General features: G+C 41.6%; 20 protein-coding genes. 17 read left to right on the top strand and 3 right to left on the bottom strand.

What is annotated here, in order from left to right; translation table 11 throughout:
- The first annotated feature begins 164 nt into the window (after positions 1–164).
- The 9 genes from BAA9072_RS04560 to BAA9072_RS04520 all read left to right on the top strand — a co-directional run bounded on the left by BAA9072_RS04560 (position 165) and on the right by BAA9072_RS04520 (position 8,582).
- Positions 165–866, top strand: a complete 702-nt coding sequence (locus BAA9072_RS04560; protein ID WP_201713495.1) for a DUF4912 domain-containing protein — start codon at positions 165–167, stop codon at positions 864–866.
- Positions 863–3,187: a glycosyltransferase gene (locus tag BAA9072_RS04555; RefSeq protein WP_201713494.1), complete on the top strand. Its 2,325-nt coding sequence runs from the start codon at positions 863–865 to the stop codon at positions 3,185–3,187. The genes BAA9072_RS04560 and BAA9072_RS04555 overlap by 4 nt, the downstream gene beginning before the upstream one ends.
- The gene (locus tag BAA9072_RS04550) at positions 3,184–4,191 is read left to right on the top strand and encodes a nucleotidyltransferase family protein (protein WP_201713493.1); all 1,008 of its coding nucleotides are present in this window, start codon (positions 3,184–3,186) and stop codon (positions 4,189–4,191) included. The genes BAA9072_RS04555 and BAA9072_RS04550 overlap by 4 nt, the downstream gene beginning before the upstream one ends.
- Positions 4,192–4,197: 6 nt before the next feature.
- Entirely contained in the window at positions 4,198–4,770 is a 573-nt protein-coding gene (locus tag BAA9072_RS04545; protein ID WP_201713492.1) for a hypothetical protein, read from the top strand.
- A 66-nt stretch (positions 4,771–4,836) separates the two neighbouring features.
- Positions 4,837–4,986, top strand: coding sequence for a 50S ribosomal protein L33 (rpmG, locus tag BAA9072_RS04540; RefSeq protein ID WP_064091498.1), 150 nt, complete (start codon positions 4,837–4,839; stop codon positions 4,984–4,986).
- Positions 4,987–5,144: 158 nt separating this feature from the next.
- The gene (locus BAA9072_RS04535) at positions 5,145–5,711 is read left to right on the top strand and encodes a 5-formyltetrahydrofolate cyclo-ligase (RefSeq protein WP_201713491.1); all 567 of its coding nucleotides are present in this window, start codon (positions 5,145–5,147) and stop codon (positions 5,709–5,711) included.
- Positions 5,701–6,480 (top strand): DUF92 domain-containing protein, encoded by a 780-nt coding sequence (locus BAA9072_RS04530; RefSeq protein WP_230980753.1) that lies wholly within the window; start codon positions 5,701–5,703, stop codon positions 6,478–6,480. The genes BAA9072_RS04535 and BAA9072_RS04530 overlap by 11 nt, the downstream gene beginning before the upstream one ends.
- A gap of 80 nt (positions 6,481–6,560) precedes the next feature.
- A complete protein-coding gene (locus BAA9072_RS04525; RefSeq protein ID WP_330999263.1) occupies positions 6,561–6,743 on the top strand; it encodes a hypothetical protein in 183 nt (60 codons plus the stop codon).
- Between the two features lie 315 nt (positions 6,744–7,058).
- Positions 7,059–8,582, top strand: a complete 1,524-nt coding sequence (locus tag BAA9072_RS04520) for a rhomboid family intramembrane serine protease (RefSeq protein WP_201713490.1) — start codon at positions 7,059–7,061, stop codon at positions 8,580–8,582.
- Here the strand turns inward: BAA9072_RS04520 and BAA9072_RS04515 are convergent.
- The gene (locus BAA9072_RS04515; RefSeq protein WP_201713489.1) at positions 8,579–9,457 is read right to left on the bottom strand and encodes a hypothetical protein; all 879 of its coding nucleotides are present in this window, start codon (positions 9,455–9,457) and stop codon (positions 8,579–8,581) included. The genes BAA9072_RS04520 and BAA9072_RS04515 overlap by 4 nt on opposite strands.
- A 141-nt stretch (positions 9,458–9,598) precedes the next feature.
- Between BAA9072_RS04515 and BAA9072_RS04510 the strand changes: the two genes are divergently transcribed.
- From BAA9072_RS04510 to BAA9072_RS04480, 7 genes are all read left to right on the top strand, one after another.
- Complete coding sequence (locus BAA9072_RS04510) at positions 9,599–11,059, top strand: spore germination protein (protein WP_201713488.1); 1,461 nt, start codon at positions 9,599–9,601, stop codon at positions 11,057–11,059.
- Positions 11,060–11,205: 146 nt separating this feature from the next.
- Positions 11,206–11,412, top strand: coding sequence for a YqgQ family protein (locus BAA9072_RS04505; RefSeq protein ID WP_060673432.1), 207 nt, complete (start codon positions 11,206–11,208; stop codon positions 11,410–11,412).
- A gap of 5 nt (positions 11,413–11,417) precedes the next feature.
- Positions 11,418–12,386, top strand: coding sequence for an ROK family glucokinase (locus BAA9072_RS04500; protein WP_201713487.1), 969 nt, complete (start codon positions 11,418–11,420; stop codon positions 12,384–12,386).
- A 335-nt stretch (positions 12,387–12,721) separates the two neighbouring features.
- Positions 12,722–14,599 carry an LTA synthase family protein gene (locus tag BAA9072_RS04495; RefSeq protein WP_201713486.1) on the top strand — a complete coding sequence of 626 codons (1,878 nt, stop codon included), beginning with the start codon at positions 12,722–12,724 and terminating at the stop codon, positions 14,597–14,599.
- Between the two features lie 96 nt (positions 14,600–14,695).
- Complete coding sequence (locus BAA9072_RS04490) at positions 14,696–15,889, top strand: M14 family metallopeptidase (protein ID WP_201713485.1); 1,194 nt, start codon at positions 14,696–14,698, stop codon at positions 15,887–15,889.
- Positions 15,890–16,556: 667 nt separating this feature from the next.
- Positions 16,557–17,669, top strand: a complete 1,113-nt coding sequence (locus BAA9072_RS04485) for a YqgU-like beta propeller domain-containing protein (protein WP_201713484.1) — start codon at positions 16,557–16,559, stop codon at positions 17,667–17,669.
- Positions 17,669–17,983: an MTH1187 family thiamine-binding protein gene (locus BAA9072_RS04480; RefSeq protein ID WP_201713483.1), complete on the top strand. Its 315-nt coding sequence runs from the start codon at positions 17,669–17,671 to the stop codon at positions 17,981–17,983. Before BAA9072_RS04485 ends, BAA9072_RS04480 begins: the two co-directional genes overlap by 1 nt.
- A gap of 58 nt (positions 17,984–18,041) precedes the next feature.
- On the opposite strand, the gene BAA9072_RS04475 is transcribed toward BAA9072_RS04480, so the two are convergent.
- Both BAA9072_RS04475 and BAA9072_RS04470 read right to left on the bottom strand, forming a co-directional pair.
- Positions 18,042–18,395: a winged helix-turn-helix transcriptional regulator gene (locus BAA9072_RS04475; protein WP_201713482.1), complete on the bottom strand. Its 354-nt coding sequence runs from the start codon at positions 18,393–18,395 to the stop codon at positions 18,042–18,044.
- A gap of 331 nt (positions 18,396–18,726) precedes the next feature.
- Positions 18,727–18,900, bottom strand: coding sequence for a DUF2759 domain-containing protein (locus BAA9072_RS04470; protein WP_034757672.1), 174 nt, complete (start codon positions 18,898–18,900; stop codon positions 18,727–18,729).
- 203 nt (positions 18,901–19,103) lie between these two features.
- Between BAA9072_RS04470 and BAA9072_RS04465 the strand changes: the two genes are divergently transcribed.
- Positions 19,104–19,739: an MBL fold metallo-hydrolase gene (locus BAA9072_RS04465; RefSeq protein WP_201713698.1), complete on the top strand. Its 636-nt coding sequence runs from the start codon at positions 19,104–19,106 to the stop codon at positions 19,737–19,739.
- The last annotated feature ends 2 nt before the right edge of the window (positions 19,740–19,741 follow it).

The raw sequence follows: 19,741 nt of genomic DNA, 5'->3' as shown, positions 1-19,741 counted from the left end.
AAAAAATGCAGGTTGAAGGCTATCATCACTGGGTGTAACAAGATACGACAAAATGCGTTTATTGTAGGTTTTTCAATACGGTGTTACGATAAATTTATGAATAATTGTCATAATATTTAGATTGAATTTATATAATATATGTTTACTCTTTAGGAGGAATTGTTTTGATCACTGAAATTATCAAGTTAAAAGAACAAGGAGTGTCATTCAGGAAAATTGCCAAAGAACTGAATACAACCGTTGGGAAGGTTCAGTATCAATGGGTGAAATACCAGAAAGCCCTCGAGGAGAGCAAAGTATCACCAGCAGTCGAAGTGATGGAACCGATCTCCTCAAAAAAACGTGTGGGAAGAGCTTCTTTTGGCAGAAGGATACCAAAACGCAGGGGGAAGAACCCTCGCGCCACCGAGTTATCGATTACGTTTTCAACTTCTTCCAGAATCTATTGTTATTGGAACATTTCAAATGAGTGGGTCCGGTATGTGAAAGATCATTTTAAGCTGGACTCAGAACCCCAGCCATTTGTTCTTCGTTTATATGATATTACCTCGATTTCTTTTAACGGACATAATCAACATCACTATTCGGACTCATTTGTTCCATTTACTGAAAACGATTGGTTTGTTAATGGGTTAAAGGAAAACCGAAGCTACTGCATGGAAATCGGCTTGCGATTACCATCAGGTGACTTTATTGCATTCACTCGATCCAATGTCCTCCATACACCCCGCACGTCTCATCACCAGGAATCTCACAGTATGAAAGAGTTGTTGGAATATGAGCAGGGTTTACTTAAGGAACCGAAGTGGGTGGAGCATGTGAGTACGTATTCGTATTATGTCATGAATGGGGGGGGAAAGGCATGAAGGTTCTTTCTGAAATCATCGTGTATCCGAAGTTTAATGAACTTACATTCTCTCAATGTAATGAACGGGAGGATGTGCTTGCTGCATTACTTATAGAGAATAGTGAATTGATCGATTTCCTGGAACGGAATGATGGTGGATCCATACCAGTCGTGTTGAACCCCCTTCTTTTTTCACTATTTATGAGTGAGGAGTTTAAAGTGAGTGCCCAAGACATCATTCAAACCAACCTCCTGCAAGCAGACTCCCATGATAAACATAAGTGGCAGCTCATCTATTCACAGTGGTCGACCTACGACATGAATTTCGTACAAGCCTACAAACATCTTGTGGTAGAAGGGAAAATCATGGTTATCCCTACGGCGGTAACTCCTTTTCCATTAACCCATTACCGGACTCCAAGGGCCATTGAAACTCAGGTGCGAATGAGTACGTTATTATTCAAGCAATATTTTCAAGAGATACCTAAGTTGTTCTGGTTACCACAAGCCGCCTACTTACCGGGAATTGACCTTTATCTTACTCAGCAAGGAATTCAATACACCTTCATTTCTTCCTTTTCCTATGAACATAGTGAAAAGGAGGATTGCAGTGGTGTAATCAGGACTCCAAGGGGATTGAAGCTGCTCCCTGTTTCAGAGTTTATGATACACTCCCGGGAAGAAACAGATCACCAACTATCAATGGTGTTTATAAAAGACCATTCAGACTATGATGAATTAAAGAAGCTTAATAGTGGAGAATCCCTGCATGCATTAGAAGGCATGTTTGAAAAATCAACTGCACTTTCAAGAGTGGGGTTTGGGTATCTTGGAATGGAGAAACAAACACCGATATTACCAGATTCAGCGATTAGAAATATTCGGCAGGTTCATCGGATGGAGGAGAAGTTGGAGAATGTGCTGACATTGACAGATGAGACAGAGTGGACATTTCAGCTCATGAGAGAATGGGTGTCGAGCCTTGAAAGGTTTAAGGGAGAGAGCGGATTATCCACTGCTCATTTCGACCGTTTGCTTGAACAAGTCATGGACGGTCAAAAAGATGGACACCTCCTCCTTCATCGCAAAGGGCTGGTCCCTTTTCCATCTGACGAAATACTTGAAAAGCTCCCTATGGGAATGGCGGGTGACACAAAAGAGAAGCATGATTCGGTTTTGATTCTCTCTTGGGAATATCCTCCGAATATCGTAGGGGGATTATCAAGGCATGTGTTTGATTTAGCCAACAACTTGGTGAAAAAAGGAAAGCATGTGCATGTTCTTACAACCAAAGCAAATGATGCTCTTCCCCTTGAAGAAATGGAAGGCGTCACGATTCATCGGGTGCATCCTTTGCATCCATATGAAGAAGACTTCTTTAAATGGGTATTTGATTTGAATCAGTCCTTCATTCATTACGCACACGAGTTGATAAGAGATGCAAGAATCACACATATTCATGCCCATGATTGGATTGTATCGACATCAGCGATGAAGCTGAAAGAATATTACTCTCTTCCACTTATCACAACGATCCACGCCACTGAACATGGCAGAAATCAAGGGATTTATACGGATTTACAACATAAGATCCACGGGGAAGAGCAGCTGCTCATTGGTGCATCTGATCATCTCATTGTGTGCAGTGAGCATATGAAAGAGGAAATCAAGAGCTTATTTACAATAGAAGCACCGATCTCTGTCATTCCAAACGGTGTAGAACTGGATAGGCTGGATCAGTCCACCCTGCATACCTTTCAACAACCATCCACCCCTTACTTTTTTTCAATCGGAAGAATGGTTCATGAGAAGGGGTTCGACACCATCATCCGGGTAGCATCGCGCTTAAAGAAAGAAGGCTATAACATCTCATTTGTCATAGCAGGCAAGGGTCCGATGCTTGAACATTATCGTCAAATGGTTATTCATGATCAACTGTCTGATATTGTCTCATTTGTCGGCTATATTTCCGATAGAGAACGAAACGATTATTTGAAGAATTGTTTAGCTGTCGTGTTTCCAAGCTTGTACGAACCGTTTGGGATTGTAGCCCTGGAAGCAATGGCCTTCCGTAAAGGAGTAGTCGCTTCCAATACTGGGGGATTGAAGTCAATAGTGAAACATGAACAAACCGGCTTGTTATTTGAACCCAATAAAGAACAAAGTCTTTACACCCAATTGGTTTCATTAATTGAAGATCCCCTAAAGTCGGAACAGTTGGGGAAACTGGGATTTAAAATGGCGCAATCTATGTTTAGTTGGGACCGGATCGCAGATCAAACCATTCATGTTTATGAAGATGTACTACTTCAATCAAAAGTGGAAGGCATAAAAAGATGAAGGCGGTTATATTGGCAGGTGGAGAGGGCAAGCGATTAAGACCCTACACGATGTCCATTGCGAAGCCCATGGTCCCGATTCTGAATAAGCCAATTCTTGAATATAGTATCAACCTCCTAAGGTCTTATGGTATAAAAGATATCTTGATTACAACATGTTATAAAAGTGAAACCATTAAAGATTACTTTGGAAATGGGAAACGGTTCGATGTGAATATCACCTATCTTGAGGAAAGATCCCCACTTGGTACAGCGGGAGGTATTTTCCTTGCCCGTCACAGGCTGAGTGAACCTTTCCTGGTTCTAAGTGGAGACGCCTTTACCAATATTCCAATCGATAAGGTCATTGAATTCCATTATGAGAAAAGAGCGGTCATGACCGTGGTCTCTAAGGAGGTAGCGAATCCGAAAGAATACGGAATTTGTCATGCAGACGCTAATCGGAAATTAGTCGAATTTATTGAAAAGCCGGAAGAGTGGGCAGGAAATGAAGTCAATACAGGTGTATATATGCTGGATCCCCGGCTCCTTGATCGCTATGCACACATAGGAGCGAGGGATTTCGGGCAGGATTTCATTCCCCGGCTCCTGTTAAATAATGAAGAGGTATACGTGTTTAAGACCAATGCCTATTGGAGAGACATCGGCAACCCGGAAGAGTATAAGTGTGCCAGGGACGATCTCATGAGGGGACAATTCTCTCCTCCTTCTTTAAAAAAGAGCTTTCACCATTCAAAAGATCTTTTGGAGCCTTTTATCACCAGGCTGCAGGTGGCGTGTCCGAATGGAAAGAAACCGATGGTCCTGGCAAAACTCCTCGAGACAGTTCCTTCTTCCTCAAGTCAGAAAGAAATCGTATTTGACCATAGAGATGGAGGGCGGACGAAAATCATCAGTGATCCGAAAAGAGGCTTCATCATTTATTCCAAAGCGGACAGACGAAATTTGGCAAGGGAGCTCGCAAGGTATTATGGAAAAAAAATAAAAATCTGGCAAAAGGTGTAGAGGCTAATGAGGGAGAATCCGAATCGTACGTTCCATATCCAAGGAATAGCCTGGAGCAAAACCAATGAATATATGCCTATTCACTCTGAGCAATTGTCCTCGCTTACGGATATAAAAGTAAGGGTAAAGGAAGAGGTTGAGGGGTGGGGGGAATCCTGCGTATTTGAAATGGAAAATATGTCAAAAGAAACTCGGCGTCTAAAAGTATTCTTTCTTATTGAATGGCTTGCTTGCAAGGAGGATGGAGTAGGGGTCCTGTCCCTATCGAAGGATACCTTCTGGAATTACAGTGGAAAACGCGTTGCCATCACCAACATTGTTTCCTGTGCGGGATCTGTTAAGAAAACCATCTATCCACTCAATCTGAAGGGGCTCAAGCTTTGGAAGAAATCTCTAACCAAGGGGAGCTTATACTACTATCCCATAACCAATGGGCTTAATATGATGGTGTATATGCTGGACTTCACTTTCAAGCCCTTTGAAGTGAAACAGGGGAAAGTGTATGCCATTGAAGGTGCGATGGAAGAGGAGGTTTCAAATTTAAGTGATAGAATAAAAAACGGACTAGCATTTCCATAAGAAAAGTGATATTATAGAAAAGTCGTATGAATAGTAGAAGATGTATATGTTTGGAGGGAAATAATAATGCGTGTAAACATTACTTTAGCTTGCACTGAAACTGGTGAGCGTAACTATATTACTACTAAGAACAAGCGTAACAACCCAGATCGTCTTGAGCTAAAAAAATATTGCCCGAAATTAAAGCGTGTGACTCTTCACCGCGAAACGAAATAAGCAGCCGGATTTTATCCGCTGCTTTTTTTTATGCTTTTCTGGGGGATGGCGGTCAATTCAAACATGGTGATCAAGGCAATGATGGTTCAAAAAATATCGCAATTACATAGAAAATCCATTAAAATAGAGTATCAGTATAGGAAGTATGGAGGGATCTTATGTCTAAAAAAGACCGACGGAAATCTCAGCTCCAAGCTTTGAAATCAATCGATCAAATAGCATTTCAACAAAAATGCTTTGAAATAGAACAGCGACTCTTCCGTTCTACAGAGTGGCAGAACAGTCGAACGGTCGCGATCACCATTTCAAAGCCTCCGGAAATCAACACATGGAATATCATTAAAAGATGTTGGGAAGCAGGGAAAACAGTCGTTGTACCAAAATGTTTTCCGCAGAACCGGCAATTGATTTTTTATGAACTTCATGATTTTAATCAGCTGGAACAATCTTTTTTTAATCTATTTGAACCGAATCCCGATAAATCCATTGTTATACATAATGACTCGATTGAATTGATGATGGTCCCAGGGTTAGCATACACCATCTCGGGTTACCGTCTTGGGTTTGGGGGAGGGTATTATGATCGTTTGCTTTCGACCTACTCAGGAATTACAATGTCTCTTGCATTTGAAGAACAAATGGTCGATTCACTGCCGATTGAATCCTTCGATATGAAGGTTTCAACCATACTGACGGAAAAGAGACGGATCCATTGTGACGGCTGAGTCTTTCTTTCTTCTTCTCTTTATTCTTGCCACCGCAATGGGAGGATGGAGGACACATAACTTAAGCATATCAGGGGCCTTGATGGCGGTGGTGGTCGGTCTAATCATTGGTAACGCTTATGGCTTCCCGGGGTTGTTTGTATTGGGGGTCTTCTTCCTCTCGTCAAGCATATGGTCCCATCTTTTTAAGAAAGCTAAGCACGGGATAGAGGACCGGCTCGCAAAGACGTCCATTAGAGATTGGCAGCAGGTAATGGCAAACGGTGGTCCGGCTGCCCTTTTCGCTCTGATGTTCAGTTTGACGGGGGTAGATGTATGGACATTTGCCTTTGTCGCGTCGATTGCAGCCGCAAATTCGGATACATGGGCCTCTGAAATTGGTCCCCTCAGTCATAAACGGCCGTTCTCCGTAAGGTCGTTCAGGAGAGTGGCCAAAGGTACATCGGGTGCCGTTTCTCTCATTGGTACAGTAGCGGCTGTGGCTGGTGCAGCCTTAATTTCACTTGCAGCACTGTTGATGTTGGACGGAATGGATTCCACTCTCTTTACCCTGATCACTCTATCCGGCTTTCTCGGAAACCTTCTGGATACACTACTGGGGGCATATGTCCAATTGGATTACTGCTGCAGAGTTTGCGGGGTGCAAACCGAATCCACTATTCACTGTGGGCGTCGGACCGAAAGGACGAAGGGCTACTGGATGAATAATGAGCTTGTAAATGCTCTTTCAAGCCTTATGGCGGGAGTGATCATCATTCTCCTCTATTGAAGTAGGAAAAAAATGCAGGTTTAGATAAATTAGTGGGATAAGCTAATCGGTTATGATCCAAACTATCATTAGGAGGGATCATGATGAACGGATGGACAAAATGGTTAGTGTTTGGCGGATTGGTTCTATTTCTGGTTCCAAATCGATATCGGTTGTTAAACGTATTATTAGGAAATTTTCTCATTCGTAAATTTGCCGTGAGAGCCGCAATGGGTATACCCGGTATCCGCTCGAGATTCATTCAAGGAGCATTCCGTTCTTGACCTTAAAAAGACTGCAGGAGGATCCTATTCCTTTCCTGCAGCCTTTTTTGTTTACACACTAAAAACAGGTTCGGTATAGTAGGGGGGACACGTGTATTCTCTAAGTCTCTTTTCGCAAAGATCGTTGTTTGAAAACAGAATCTGTTAAAGCTCTGTCAACCAGTACGTGCTGGAAGGCGAGGGGGACTGCTCCGCTTGCAGCTAGTGTTTCCTCTTAAAAGCAATAAAGTCTATAAAAACTACCTTAAAAAAAGTAGGCTCTATGAAACAACTCCGTTTCGTGTGTTAAAAGAGTAAAAGAAAGTAGTGGATGATGTGGATTTACGTTATCATTATTTGTTTTGGAAAGTGGCCCACTTTTTAGTGGAATATAAACACTATCGGATCCTGAATCTTTCTCCAGACCAGGATGAATTATGGTTGGAAAACCCGAGGATGAAAGAGGGGAACATCATCCGAATTGTTAGAAAAGATCTGGACTGGGGCAACTGGGTCAAGAAGGATCTGGAATTGACCTCGGTGAATGGAGAGAAAATACGGAAATCCCTGGGGAAAAGGAAGCTTCACATTAAGAATCTATACATATCAACCTTTCCCCCTGTCGATGGTGATTCACGTCTATTCCTGGATCCCATGAGCTATCATAAGACGACCATTCAGCCTATTCTCTTTCATGGAGAAGATGGAGTGAAAGAGCTTAAAACCCATCCTTTTTTCAGTAAAGGAGAATGGGAACTCCCGTCTGAAGTCGTTGAAGCGAATGTCGAATGGATCAAAAACATGACGATGACGGCGTCCTCCAAGCAGATTAAAAAGGAAAAACAGCTATTTGAAAGAGGAAAGCCGTTTTTTACTTATTTCTTCATTGCCGTTCAAGTCATCATGTTCCTGATCCTGGAACTGAATGGAGGAAGTAAGGATTCACAGACGCTCATTCAATTCGGTGCGAAATATAATCCTCTCATGATTGAAGGAGAGTGGTGGCGTCTGGTGACCCCTATCTTCCTTCATATAGGTTTATTGCACCTGCTTATGAACACACTTGCCCTTTATTACCTGGGAACCGCAGTCGAAAAGATGTTCGGCCGGAGCCGGTTCGTTATCATTTATATGCTGTCTGGAATAGCTGGCACCCTTGCAAGCTTCCTGTTTACATCCAATCTTTCTGCAGGGGCAAGTGGGGCAATATTTGGGTGTTTCGGTGCTCTCCTATACTTTGGCGTGCTATACCCAAACGTTTTCTTCCGTACCATGGGGAGCAATATCATTGCGGTCATATTATTGAATCTGGTTCTCGGATTCACCATTCCGGGTATTGATAATGCTGGACATATCGGAGGACTTGCGGGGGGTTTCCTGGCAGCTGGGATAGTCAGTCTGCCACACGTTTTCCGACCTTTACGTCAGCTCTTATTCCTTATGGGAAGTATCCTGCTCACCAGTGTATTGATATGGAAAGGCATCGGAACAGATTCAACTTCCTGGGACGTCGATACAGTTAATGGGGTGGCTCAGGAAAGAATTGCGAATCAAGAGTGGGAGGAAGCCGTGAACATTCTTACCCCTGTTGTGGAAGAGGGGGACCCAAATGCACAAACCTTTTTCTACCTTTCGTATGCTGAAATTAAGCAGAACCAACTGGCACCTGCAAAAGAGCATTTGATGGCTGCAATAGAAGAAGATGAAGGGTTTCATGAAGCCCATTACAATCTTGCATTGATTCTGATCGATTCAGGAAGTAGGGAGGAGGCTTTCCTTCATGCAAAAAAAGCCTATGAATTAAATAAGAAGGATAAAAATTATGAGAAGCTTTATAAAGAACTGCAGAGGAGCCCTTAATGAGAGATCAGCTGTCTAAGTAAGGACGGTTCCCCATTCTGATCAATGAGCAGCACAAGGACTTCTTTTTTGTCTTTTTTCACTAATATAAGAGGGATGGCACTGTCGATGGAATCCACAACAGAGCCGTCCTCTTTTTTAATTCCTAAATAATAGTTCTTATATAGTCCTTCCCATAGGTTTCCGATCAGACGGTCCCATTCCTGCCGGGTAAACCCTTCCAAAGGGCTGCTATTTAACATCTGAAGCCCTGTCAGCGGTATGGAGGTATATTCTTCGACGGGAATATCCATGGTTGAAATGGCCTTTTCCCATAAGTAGTCGAGCTGTTGGGACGTCACTTTGTCCAAAATGTCCTTCCACTCTTTTTCTGCATCTGTCCCCGGTTTCCTAAAGGCATTCAACGGGCTGAAATTTGAATCGATTACGTACAATGTATCTTCGGACATTTTCTGAGCACTGGTGAACTCTGTGTCCGATTCATGTATTTCTGAATAATGGAAAGATACAGCTTGAAGAAGACTGCTTTCTTTTCCCTTTATGATTGATTCCTCTACAATTTGATCGGTATCTTGTTCCCATTCATTCATAACCCCCTTCAGTCTCCCGTTCATATATAAAAAGCCGACATCCTGACGTAAATAAGCAGGTGTATCAAGCTTTGAAGACACCTTCCAGTTTACCTCATAATGATCATTTTTCTTCTCCGGTTCAAGCATTAGGATCGTGGTAGCCGATTCGTAAGATACATTTTCATTAATTGGGAAAAAAATAATGCTTTCCCTCGTTTGTGGTTTGTAAATAAATTGAATCCCCAGAGAGACTATACACATAATCACCAGAAAGGGCATTGCTTCTTTCAGCCTATACTTCATTTCCTTCACTCCAGTGGTTTGTCCATTTTGTACATAGTATGAAGGAGTGTAAATGAATATGATTGGATGTATGATTTCCGGCTTCTTTGTCTAGGATGGTAAATATGGAAATTCATGTAAAGTTATTGGGAGTGAAGGCTAATGTCGAATGAAAAGAAAAAGCCTGTCTCTACTCAGATTGAAGAAAACACCAGTTATCTAAGGAACTCCTTAGCAGTGGACAAAAGCTTTGATGTCATTCAATTGGATCTGGAGTATGCTGAGAGAAAGATGGCCATGTTTCTAGTGGATGGCTTCGTTAAAGATGATATTATGCATTATCTAATGAAGCTCTTATCGGGACTCAGTCCTGAACAATTAGAAGAAGATACTTTAGAAAAGCTATTGAAGACCTACATTCCTTATATAGAGATTGAGCAAGTAGATGACTTGAATCAGGTGATTGATTTAGTTTTAGCAGGTCCGACAGCCCTCGTGGTGGATGGGATCGATAAGGTCATTATGATCGATGCAAGAACGTACCCTGTCAGGGGACCACAGGAGCCCGATCTTGAGCGGGTTGTAAGAGGATCAAGAGACGGGTATGTCGAGACAATTGTGTTTAATACTGCATTGACGAGAAGGAGAGTGCGTGATCCCTCTCTTCGCATGGAGTATATGCAAATCGGGAGAAGGTCCAAAACGGATATAGTCGTCAGTTATATTGAAGACATAGCCGATCCGAAATTGGTCCATAAAATCAAGGATGCTCTCTCAAAAATTGATACAGACGGTCTTCCTATGGGGGAGAAAACATTGGAGGAGTTTATAGCGGGTCGTCATTGGAATCCCTATCCTTTAGTCAGGTATACGGAAAGACCGGATACAGCAGCTGCCCATCTTTACGAGGGACATGTCCTGATCATGGTAGACGGCTCTCCGAGTGTACTCATTACCCCGACAACTTTTTGGCATCATCTTCAGCATGCAGAGGAATACAGGAATAAACCATCTGTAGGAGCTTATCTGCGTTTTGTAAGGTTTATTGCGGTGTGGTCGTCGATCTTTTTACTTCCGCTTTATTATTTATTCGCCATTCACCCTGAGTTGCTTCCGGAGTATTTTGCCTACATAGGTCCGAATGATGTAGGGGAAGTTCCCTTATTCCTTCAATTTTTAATCATAGAAGTCGGAATAGATATACTAAGGATGGCCGCCATTCACACGCCGTCTTCTCTGGCAACCGCACTCGGGCTTGTTGCTGCTTTGATGATCGGGCAGGTGGCGGTGGAAGTCGGACTCTTCATTAATGAAGTCATTCTATACCTGGCGATTGCTGCCATCGGTACGTTCTCTACACCGAGTTATGAGATGAGTCTTGCCAATCGTCTTGTTAGAATCTTCTTATTGATATGCACTGCTCTATTTGGAGTGTATGGGTTTGTCATTGGTGTGTTCTTATGGATCATTATGCTTTCTAGAATGAGCTCCTTCGACATTCCATATATGTGGCCATTCATTCCCTTCAACTTCAGGGCATTCAGGGATGTATTCCTGCGCTCTCCAATGCCGCTTAAGAACAGGCGGCCACGGTTTCTGCATCCGAAAGACCCTGATCGATAGAATCGATAGAATTGAGATTTTCTTACTGGATCGTCCTTTAAGAAAATCTCTTTTTGCTTTACGTCAGAACTGGTTTGATTATGATTGAGAAGAAAGCGTTTTTAACTTATACTTTATAGTGAAGAAAAGAAGGCAGGTGTATGGACATGAAAACGATTTATGATATCCAACAGTTACTTAAAAGTTATGGAACGATTATATATGTTGGGCATCGTCTTTCTGACCTGCAACTTATGGAAGGCGAATTAAAGGAACTCTATCAATCCCAGCTGATCGATACCCGGGACTTTCAAACAGCTTTATTTTTGTTGCGTCATGAAATAGAAATTGAAAAAGAAAAACAGGACAGGTGATAAAAGTGACAGAAAAATGGTTAGTTGGAGTGGATTTAGGGGGAACGACAACAAAGATTGCGTTCTTGAGTAAATACGGCGAGCTTCTACATAAATGGGAAATCCCCACTGATAAATCTGAAAACGGTAAAAATATCATTGTGAATATTGCCAAAGCGATTGATAAAAAGCTTGAGGAAATAGACCAGAGCAAGGATAAACTGGTTGGAATCGGCATGGGGGCACCGGGACCCGTCGATACGAATAAAGGGATCATTTACGAAGCGGTCAATTTGGGGTGGGAGAATAATACACCTTTAAAGGATCTTCTTGAAGTAGAAACAGGATTGAACGCAGTCATCGACAATGATGCAAACTGTGCCGCCTTGGGTGAAATGTGGAAGGGTGCAGGAGACGGTGCGAAAGATATCGTATGTGTCACATTAGGAACCGGCGTCGGTGGCGGCGTGATCACCAATGGTGATATCGTACACGGTGTAAAAGGAGCAGGTGGGGAGATCGGTCATATCACCGTCGTTCCGGAAGGTGGATTTAAGTGTAATTGCGGGAAAACGGGATGTTTGGAAACCGTTGCATCAGCTACTGGCGTCGTTCGCCTCGCAAATAAGAAACTGGATGCCACAGCGGAAGAGTCTACTCTGAGAGCAGTCAGGGATTCCCATGGCTCAATCAGTGCGAAGGATATCTTTGATGCAGCAAGGGACAGCGATGAACTTGCCATTGAAGTTATTGATCAATTGGCTTTCTATCTTGGGTTATCCCTAGCGAATCTTGGAAATGGGCTAAATCCGGAAAAAATTGTGATCGGAGGGGGAGTCTCGAAAGCAGGGGACATCTTATTGAAGCCGGTCGTGAAATTTTTTGAACAGTTTTCATTTCCGACTGTTCGTACGTCTACCCATTTGAGTATCGCCACGTTGGGGAATGATGCCGGTGTGATCGGGGCAGCCTGGTTAGTCAAGAACAAAATTTGATCTAAAGGCTTTGAATATAACAAATAGAGAACTTTTCCCTAAGTGGAGAGTTCTTTTTTTTATAGAAAAGCAGTCTGAAAAACCTAAGGACAATTGACCCATTTAAAAATAATAGTGTTTTTTTGAAACTTTTAATGGTTTCATTCGTCTAATAGTATGGGTAAGAGAATAAGACTTAAATAATTATACACACCGAATATGTATCCCCTTTTGACGTTTTGTAAAAACGGTATTAAGATAACTCAAGGCTGCTCAGATAAATGATCTGAATTCACTATATAAATAATGAAAGTGTTACATACGCAGGAACCGTTTGTAGCAAGGAGGCTGAATACATGACTACAATAAAGGCACGAAAGGTACCGCTTATCATTTTCGCGGCACTGCTCCTTTGGATCAAAACGTATATTGTCTATAAAACTAGTTTTGATATAAAGATAGAAAACACACTACAGGAACTGATTCTATTCATTAACCCACTCAGTTTCTTACTATTCGTCTTCGGAATCGGATTACTTCTCAAGAAGGATAAGTCACGCACCCGATATATTATCACAGCAAGCTTCATACTTTCGTTTATCCTATACGGGAATGTAGTATTCTATCGATTCTTCGATGACTTTTTGACATTGCCTGTACTCTTTCAAACGAGTAATTTCTCTGATTTAGGAACCAGTGCCAGTGCAATCATGAGCTGGAAGGATCTATTTTATTTCACCGATGTAATGGTGTTAATTCTTATCATTAAGTTGAAACCAACCTGGTTTTCTTTACAGAATTACTCTAGAGCCAATCGACGCGCTTATTTCCTGGTTGCGACAGCACTGGTGTTCTTTAACCTGGGCTTAGCAGAATCGGAAAGACCTCAATTACTGACAAGAACATTCGATCGTGAAATGTTAGTCAAGAATATTGGAACCTACAATTATCATGTATACGACATCTTCCTTCAATCCAAGTCTTCTGCACAGAGAGCGATGGCAGATGGAAGTGAATTAGCAGACATCGACAACTATATAAGAGCGAGTTACATCGAACCTGATAAAAACATGTTTGGTGTGGCTAAAGACAAGAACCTGATTATAGTGTCCCTTGAGTCCATGCAGAATTTTGTAATCAATAGTGAAGTGAACGGACAGGAGATTACTCCTTTCCTGAATGACTTTATTGGTGAAAGCTACTATTTTGATCAATTTTATCATCAAACTCAGCAAGGGAAGACGTCGGATTCAGAGTTCATCATGGACAACTCTCTTTATCCGCTGAACCGTGGAGCGGTTTTCTTTACCCATTCAGGAAATGAATTTGAGTCCATGACGGAAAAGCTTGGAGAAAACGGGTATTATACAACGGCTATGCATGCCAACAATAAAAGCTTCTGGAACCGTGACATCATGTATGATTCCTTGGGATATGAACGATTTTATTCATTACCTGATTATGATGTAACAGAAGAAAACTCAGTGAACTGGGGCATGAAAGATATCCCGTTCTTTGAACAGTCTGTAGAGCATATGAAAGAAATGCCTCAACCGTTCAGTACAAAGATGATTACTTTAACGAACCATTATCCTTTCACTTTAGATGAAGAAGATAAGTTGATCGATCCTTATACCTCCAATGACGGTACGGTGAATCGTTATTTCCAAACCGTCCGTTACATGGATGAAGCCGTGAAGAACTTCATCACCGACTTAAAGGAATCAGGTCTATATGAGAATTCTGTCATCGTGATGTACGGTGACCATTATGGGATATCAGAAAACCACAATAAAGCGATGAGCCAATATCTTGGTAAAGACATTACACCTTTCGTAAGCACGCAGCTTCAGCAGGTGCCGATGATCATCCACGTCCCGGGTCAGGAAGGGAAAACCATTTCGAAGGTTTCCGGGCAAATCGACTTAAAACCGACCATCATGCACCTTCTCGGAATTGACACTAAAAAAGATATTCAGTTTGGTTCTGATATCTTCTCAGATAAGCATGAAGACCTGGCGATACTCAGGGATGGAAGATTCATCACGAAAGACTATGTATATGCGGGAGAAAAATGCTGGAATAAAAAAACGGAAGAAAAAACGGATATGAAGTATTGTGAGCCATATATAGAGCCTGTGAATAATGAGCTGGAATACTCTGATAAGATCATTTACGGAGATCTCCTTCGTTTTTATGGTGAAACCGAATATCGGGATAATGATGAATCCTAAGGAAAAAGCTTGCGATCACTCGCAAGCTTTTTTTGTCATGAAATTTTGAACTATTCATACATGTAAGTAAGGACATTTGAATGGGGAGGTTCCATCATGAAAGTGAAAGTGCGCAGTGGCGATTCCTTTTGGTACTATAGCCAACTGTTTTATATCCCAATCCAACTAATCATCGATTCAAATCCTTCCGTTGATCCGAATAGATTGAAAATCGGTACAGATATTGAAATTCCTGGGTTTAGAAGAGAAGATTATTCCATTAAACAGGGTGATTCCTTATGGTCAATTGCCCAAAATCGAAACATCGGTGTCGACGCCTTACTTCTAATGAATGATGATGTCAATCCAGGTGGACTGCAAATAGGGTCAACTATAACCCTTCCATCCAGGGTGGTTTCTCCCATCCTGAATGGTAAACAGTCTTACAGTTCACAAAGATTTGACGAGGATGTGCAGAAATTAAAGAAGATCTATCCGTTCATAAAATTAAGATCAGTAGGTGAAAGTGTACTCGGAAAAGATCTCCTGGAAATCCGGATAGGAACAGGGAGAAAAAAGGTCCACATTGATGCCTCTTTCCATGCGAATGAATGGATCACCACCTCGATCCTGATGACGTTTTTAAATGATTACTTATTATCCTTGACTAACAGTCAGCCTATAAGAGGCATACAAACTCTGCCCCTATATGGAGAGGTCACGGTTTCATTTGTACCAATGGTGAATCCGGATGGAGTGGATCTTGTTTTGAATGGACCTCCGAGTGACAAAAGAAAAGAATTAATAGCAATTAATCGGGGAAGTACCGACTTTACCGGTTGGAAAGCCAATATAAGAGGAGTGGACCTGAATAATCAGTTTCCTGCTAAGTGGGAATTGGAGAAGGAAAGAAAAGAGGAAAAAGAACCTGCTCCAAGAGATTTCCCAGGATATAAGCCCCTTTCAGAGCCTGAAAGCATCGCAATGGCTAAGCTTGCCAGACAAGAGAATTTCGATCGTCTTCTAGCCCTTCACACCCAGGGAAAAGAGTTTTATTGGGGGTACGAAGGGTTGGAACCACCGGAAGCAGCCAAGCTTGCAGCGGATTTCAACAGGGTGAGCGGTTATGAATCCGTTCGTTACATTGATAGTTACGCTGGATACAAGGACTGGTTCATTAAAGAATTTAAAAAACCAGGATTCACAATTGAATTAGGGAAGGGGATTAACCCATTACCCCTATCTCAATTTAATGAGATCTATCAGGATGTGATAGGAATTCTCCTTGTCTCGATTTATCGGTGGTACTAACTAAAGCGGAGGCAGCTTCTTAAAGCCCCGACAAGCACAAAAATGAGGCACCCGGAAAAACGTTCTTTGCCTTTTGGGATGCCTTAGCTTATGACCTCGAGCCTCTAAGTCCCTGGAGCTGGATAAAACTAAAAGCGGAAGGGCTTTGCCCAGAGGCGACAAGCATAAGATGAGGCACCCGGAAAGGCGATCTTTGCCTTTTGGGGTGCCTTAGCTTATGACCTCGAGCCTCTAAGCCCTGGAGCTGGATAAAACTAAAAGCGGAAGGGCTTTGCCCAGAGGCGACAAGCATAAGATGAGGCACCCGGAAGGCGATCTTTGCCTTATGGGATTTTCCGTTGAGACTTCGAGGGGCTAGCCGCTGGAGCTGGACAACCTAAAGCAAAGGTGGATTGCAGCACCGACAAAAAGCAGCACAGGGAAAAAAATACTCGAAAAATCTTTTTGACGGTTCCATAAATAACTATTGTAGAAAATCAGAATCAGGAGTAAAATAAATCAACATCCTAATGAATAGTAACCGATCGTGGTGACCCAAAAGATGTGTAAATCAACATCTGGTCATCACTTTTTTTGAATTTTTGTAATGTTTTTTTAATCATATTGAAACATTTCTCCGTTTGAAACGTACTAATTAATATGGAATAAAAGAGGAGAGGGGAAACGAATGATAAAGAATAAATTAAGCATGATCATGATCTTCATGATATGCTGCCTATGGTTAGCGGCATGTCAATCGAAAGAAACGCAGACTACTTCCCCCTCAGAGAAAGTGAAGATTGAAAAGAAAGAAATGATGGCCAATATTATTCCTTCTGAAGGATTTATTCAAAATGTCGGCTGGCTATCCAGCTCCGAAATCCTATCTGTAAGAAATGTGGAGGGGGTTCCTTCCTTCTACATCTACAATGTGCACGATGGAAGCAACCAGAAAATTTATGAGGTGCATTCTTCTTCCTATGTGAACGCCAGTATTTCACCGGATATGAAAAAGATACTAATTCATTCGTCTCCAACGTCTTATTCTGCCCAGGTGACGATCATAGACAGATCAGGAAAGATACAGTTTCAACAGGATGTTCCTTCCTACGATTTAACCTATTCTTGGAATCAATTCAATGATGATGCATTGCTTATGACAACCTTTAGCGAAGATTGGAGCTTTCAGGTCTTTGAAATAAACATACAGGAGGGAACTATGGACACCATAGAAGTGGAACAGCCGTTTGTACAGTGGCAGTCGGCATCCTCCGTCCTTTATCAGGATTGGAACAAGGAGGAAGTGAGTGTTTCAGCCCCCTTAATATCTAAAAATATCCTCGATCATAAGAAAGAAATGATCGTAGAGGATAGTGTCCATTTCAATCAATTCAATGAATCTCTGTTATCGATCTTTTCACATGAAGAAGAAGGGCCGTTTACGTATCAGTTTATTCATTCAAACGGAGAAATTCAGTCGGAATTCACAGTGGAACTTTTGAGCCGTTACTCTGATTGGTTAATCCCTTATTATGATATGATAGAAAAGACTGGCTGGTTCATTACTTTCGTTGCCAATGAACCGGGATCCTTTGATACGTACTCAGGTACGTTTTCTTTAAAGGGATGGGACACGGATTCTGGAAAAGAAAAGGTCCTGTTTAATGATCTTCCTTTAGAACCCATTCAGTGTTCTCCCGATGGAGAGAGCTGTATATATGGGAATCAGCTTGAAAAAGTAATCAGTCTGAAGAAATCAAGCATCATTCAACTATTAAAAGAAGAAGGGGCAGATATATAATGGCAATAGTCGATGTAACCGTTATACCAATCGGAACGGAGTCACCCAGTGTAAGTTCGTATGTAGCGGATTTGCATAGGATACTCAAGGCATATGAGGAAGATGGGAAGATCCGTTTTCAGCTTACTCCCATGAATACAATCATTGAAGGGGAACTTTCCGTTCTGTTCCAAGTGATACAAGACATACATGAATCCCCATTCCAACAGGGGATCCAGCGTGTGGCAACCAATATTAGAATTGATGACCGCAGAGATAAGCAATCGACCATGGAAGGAAAGCTCACTTCCGTTCAGCGTAAATTAGAAAAATAAAGATAAAAAAAAGAGTGGTCATCTAGTTAAAATATGCCCACTCTTTTACTGTTAACGTTCAAGCTTCTTCGCTTTCTAAAAGGACTTCACTTTTGTCGGGATATGTTTTTTCAATATGCTGCTCGCCCCATGTACACAACATATCCAAAGGTTCTTTCAATGACCATCCGTACTCTGTCAGTTCGTACTCTACCTTTGGGGGTACTTGATTATAAATGATCCTGTTAATGACCCCATCACCCTCAAGCTCCCTCAATTGCTGTGTCAGCATTTTCTGGGTTATACCAGGCATCAACCGTTTTAATTCACTGGTTCTCCGTTTGCTTTTTATCAAATGACAGAGGATCACGACTTTCCATTTACCTCCAATTACTTCTAATGAAGCTTCTACGGGTATATTGTATTTTTTCATTTCCTGACCTCCTTATCTATGATCGAATTATATATAGAATCAGCTACAAGGAAAAGGAATATCCCAATCCTGTAAAGTTAAATTTCACAATTCTTATTATAACGTACACATCCAAAAGGTCCATAGGGTACTTTTTAGTAACCATACAAGGCCGTAGATTAATTTAAAAGGAAGAAGGTAGTTGCTGATTTTTCATTCAATCAAGGACAAGCTGTTTGACAGCTTATGCTGAGATCACATTAAAAAACACAATCTTTTCAATTGGAGCTTAAAATCACATTAAAAAGCCTTCCAAAGAAATGGAAGGCTTTTTAATGTGAAACATTTTTAATTAATGACCACCCGGGTAACCAGAGTGAAGGACAGTCATAATTGTAAACCATCCAAAAACACCTAATGTTGCCAATGAGAATAGGATTCCCATTGCATTCTTGTTTTTGAAAGTGCTTACTACTGCGAATAAAGCTAATAATGTAACCAGTGAAGTAATAATTACAAGACCCATTTATATGACCCCTTTCATTAAAATGCGTTTTACTGACCCTATTGTAACATTATGTACATAAATGCACTCACTAACATTTTATAGGTTTTTCTCCCGTTTGTCGAGGTCAAAAGTTTGACACTTCTATGTCGTCCCATTATCCGTATTTATCTGGAGGTGGAAGATCTGATACAATAATAGTATCACTAACGGAGGTGGAAATGATGCAGTGGAAACAAATGCCCTTAGGACCTTTGCAAACCAACTGTTATATCTTATGGAACACAAACAAGAAATGCCTGGTCATCGATCCCGGTGGAGATGGGGAGAAACTTATTCAATGGTTGGAGGATCAATCAATGTCACCATTGGCCATTCTTCTTACTCATGCTCATTTTGATCATATCGGAGCCGTGGATCAAATTAGGGACCGCTTTAGTATCCCTGTTTATATTCATGAAAAAGAGGCTCAGTGGTTATTGGACCCTTCATTGAATGGATCGCAGCTTTTCATGATGGGTGAGTTGATCAGACTGAAGCCTGCTGACTACATACTGACCAATGAAAAAACCTTGAATATTGATGACTTTCAACTGCAATTATTTGAAACGCCTGGTCATTCACCTGGTAGTATTTCTTATTATGTACAAGAAAGTGGATTCGTATTAGCAGGAGACACTCTATTTATGGGGAGTATTGGGCGAACTGATTTACCAGGAGGAAATCAGAAAGAGTTGTTAGCAAGTATCCATGAAAAGTTATTGACCTTGCCTGAAAATACCACGGTTCTTCCAGGTCACGGTCCCCAAACCTCGATTGAAGTGGAGATGGATTCCAATCCATTTTTAAACGGCTTCTAAAT

This window comes from Rossellomorea arthrocnemi, assembly GCF_904424705.1.
GTDB lineage: Bacteria > Bacillota > Bacilli > Bacillales > Bacillaceae_B > Rossellomorea > Rossellomorea arthrocnemi.
This window is presented reverse-complemented; position numbering and strand designations above follow the sequence as displayed.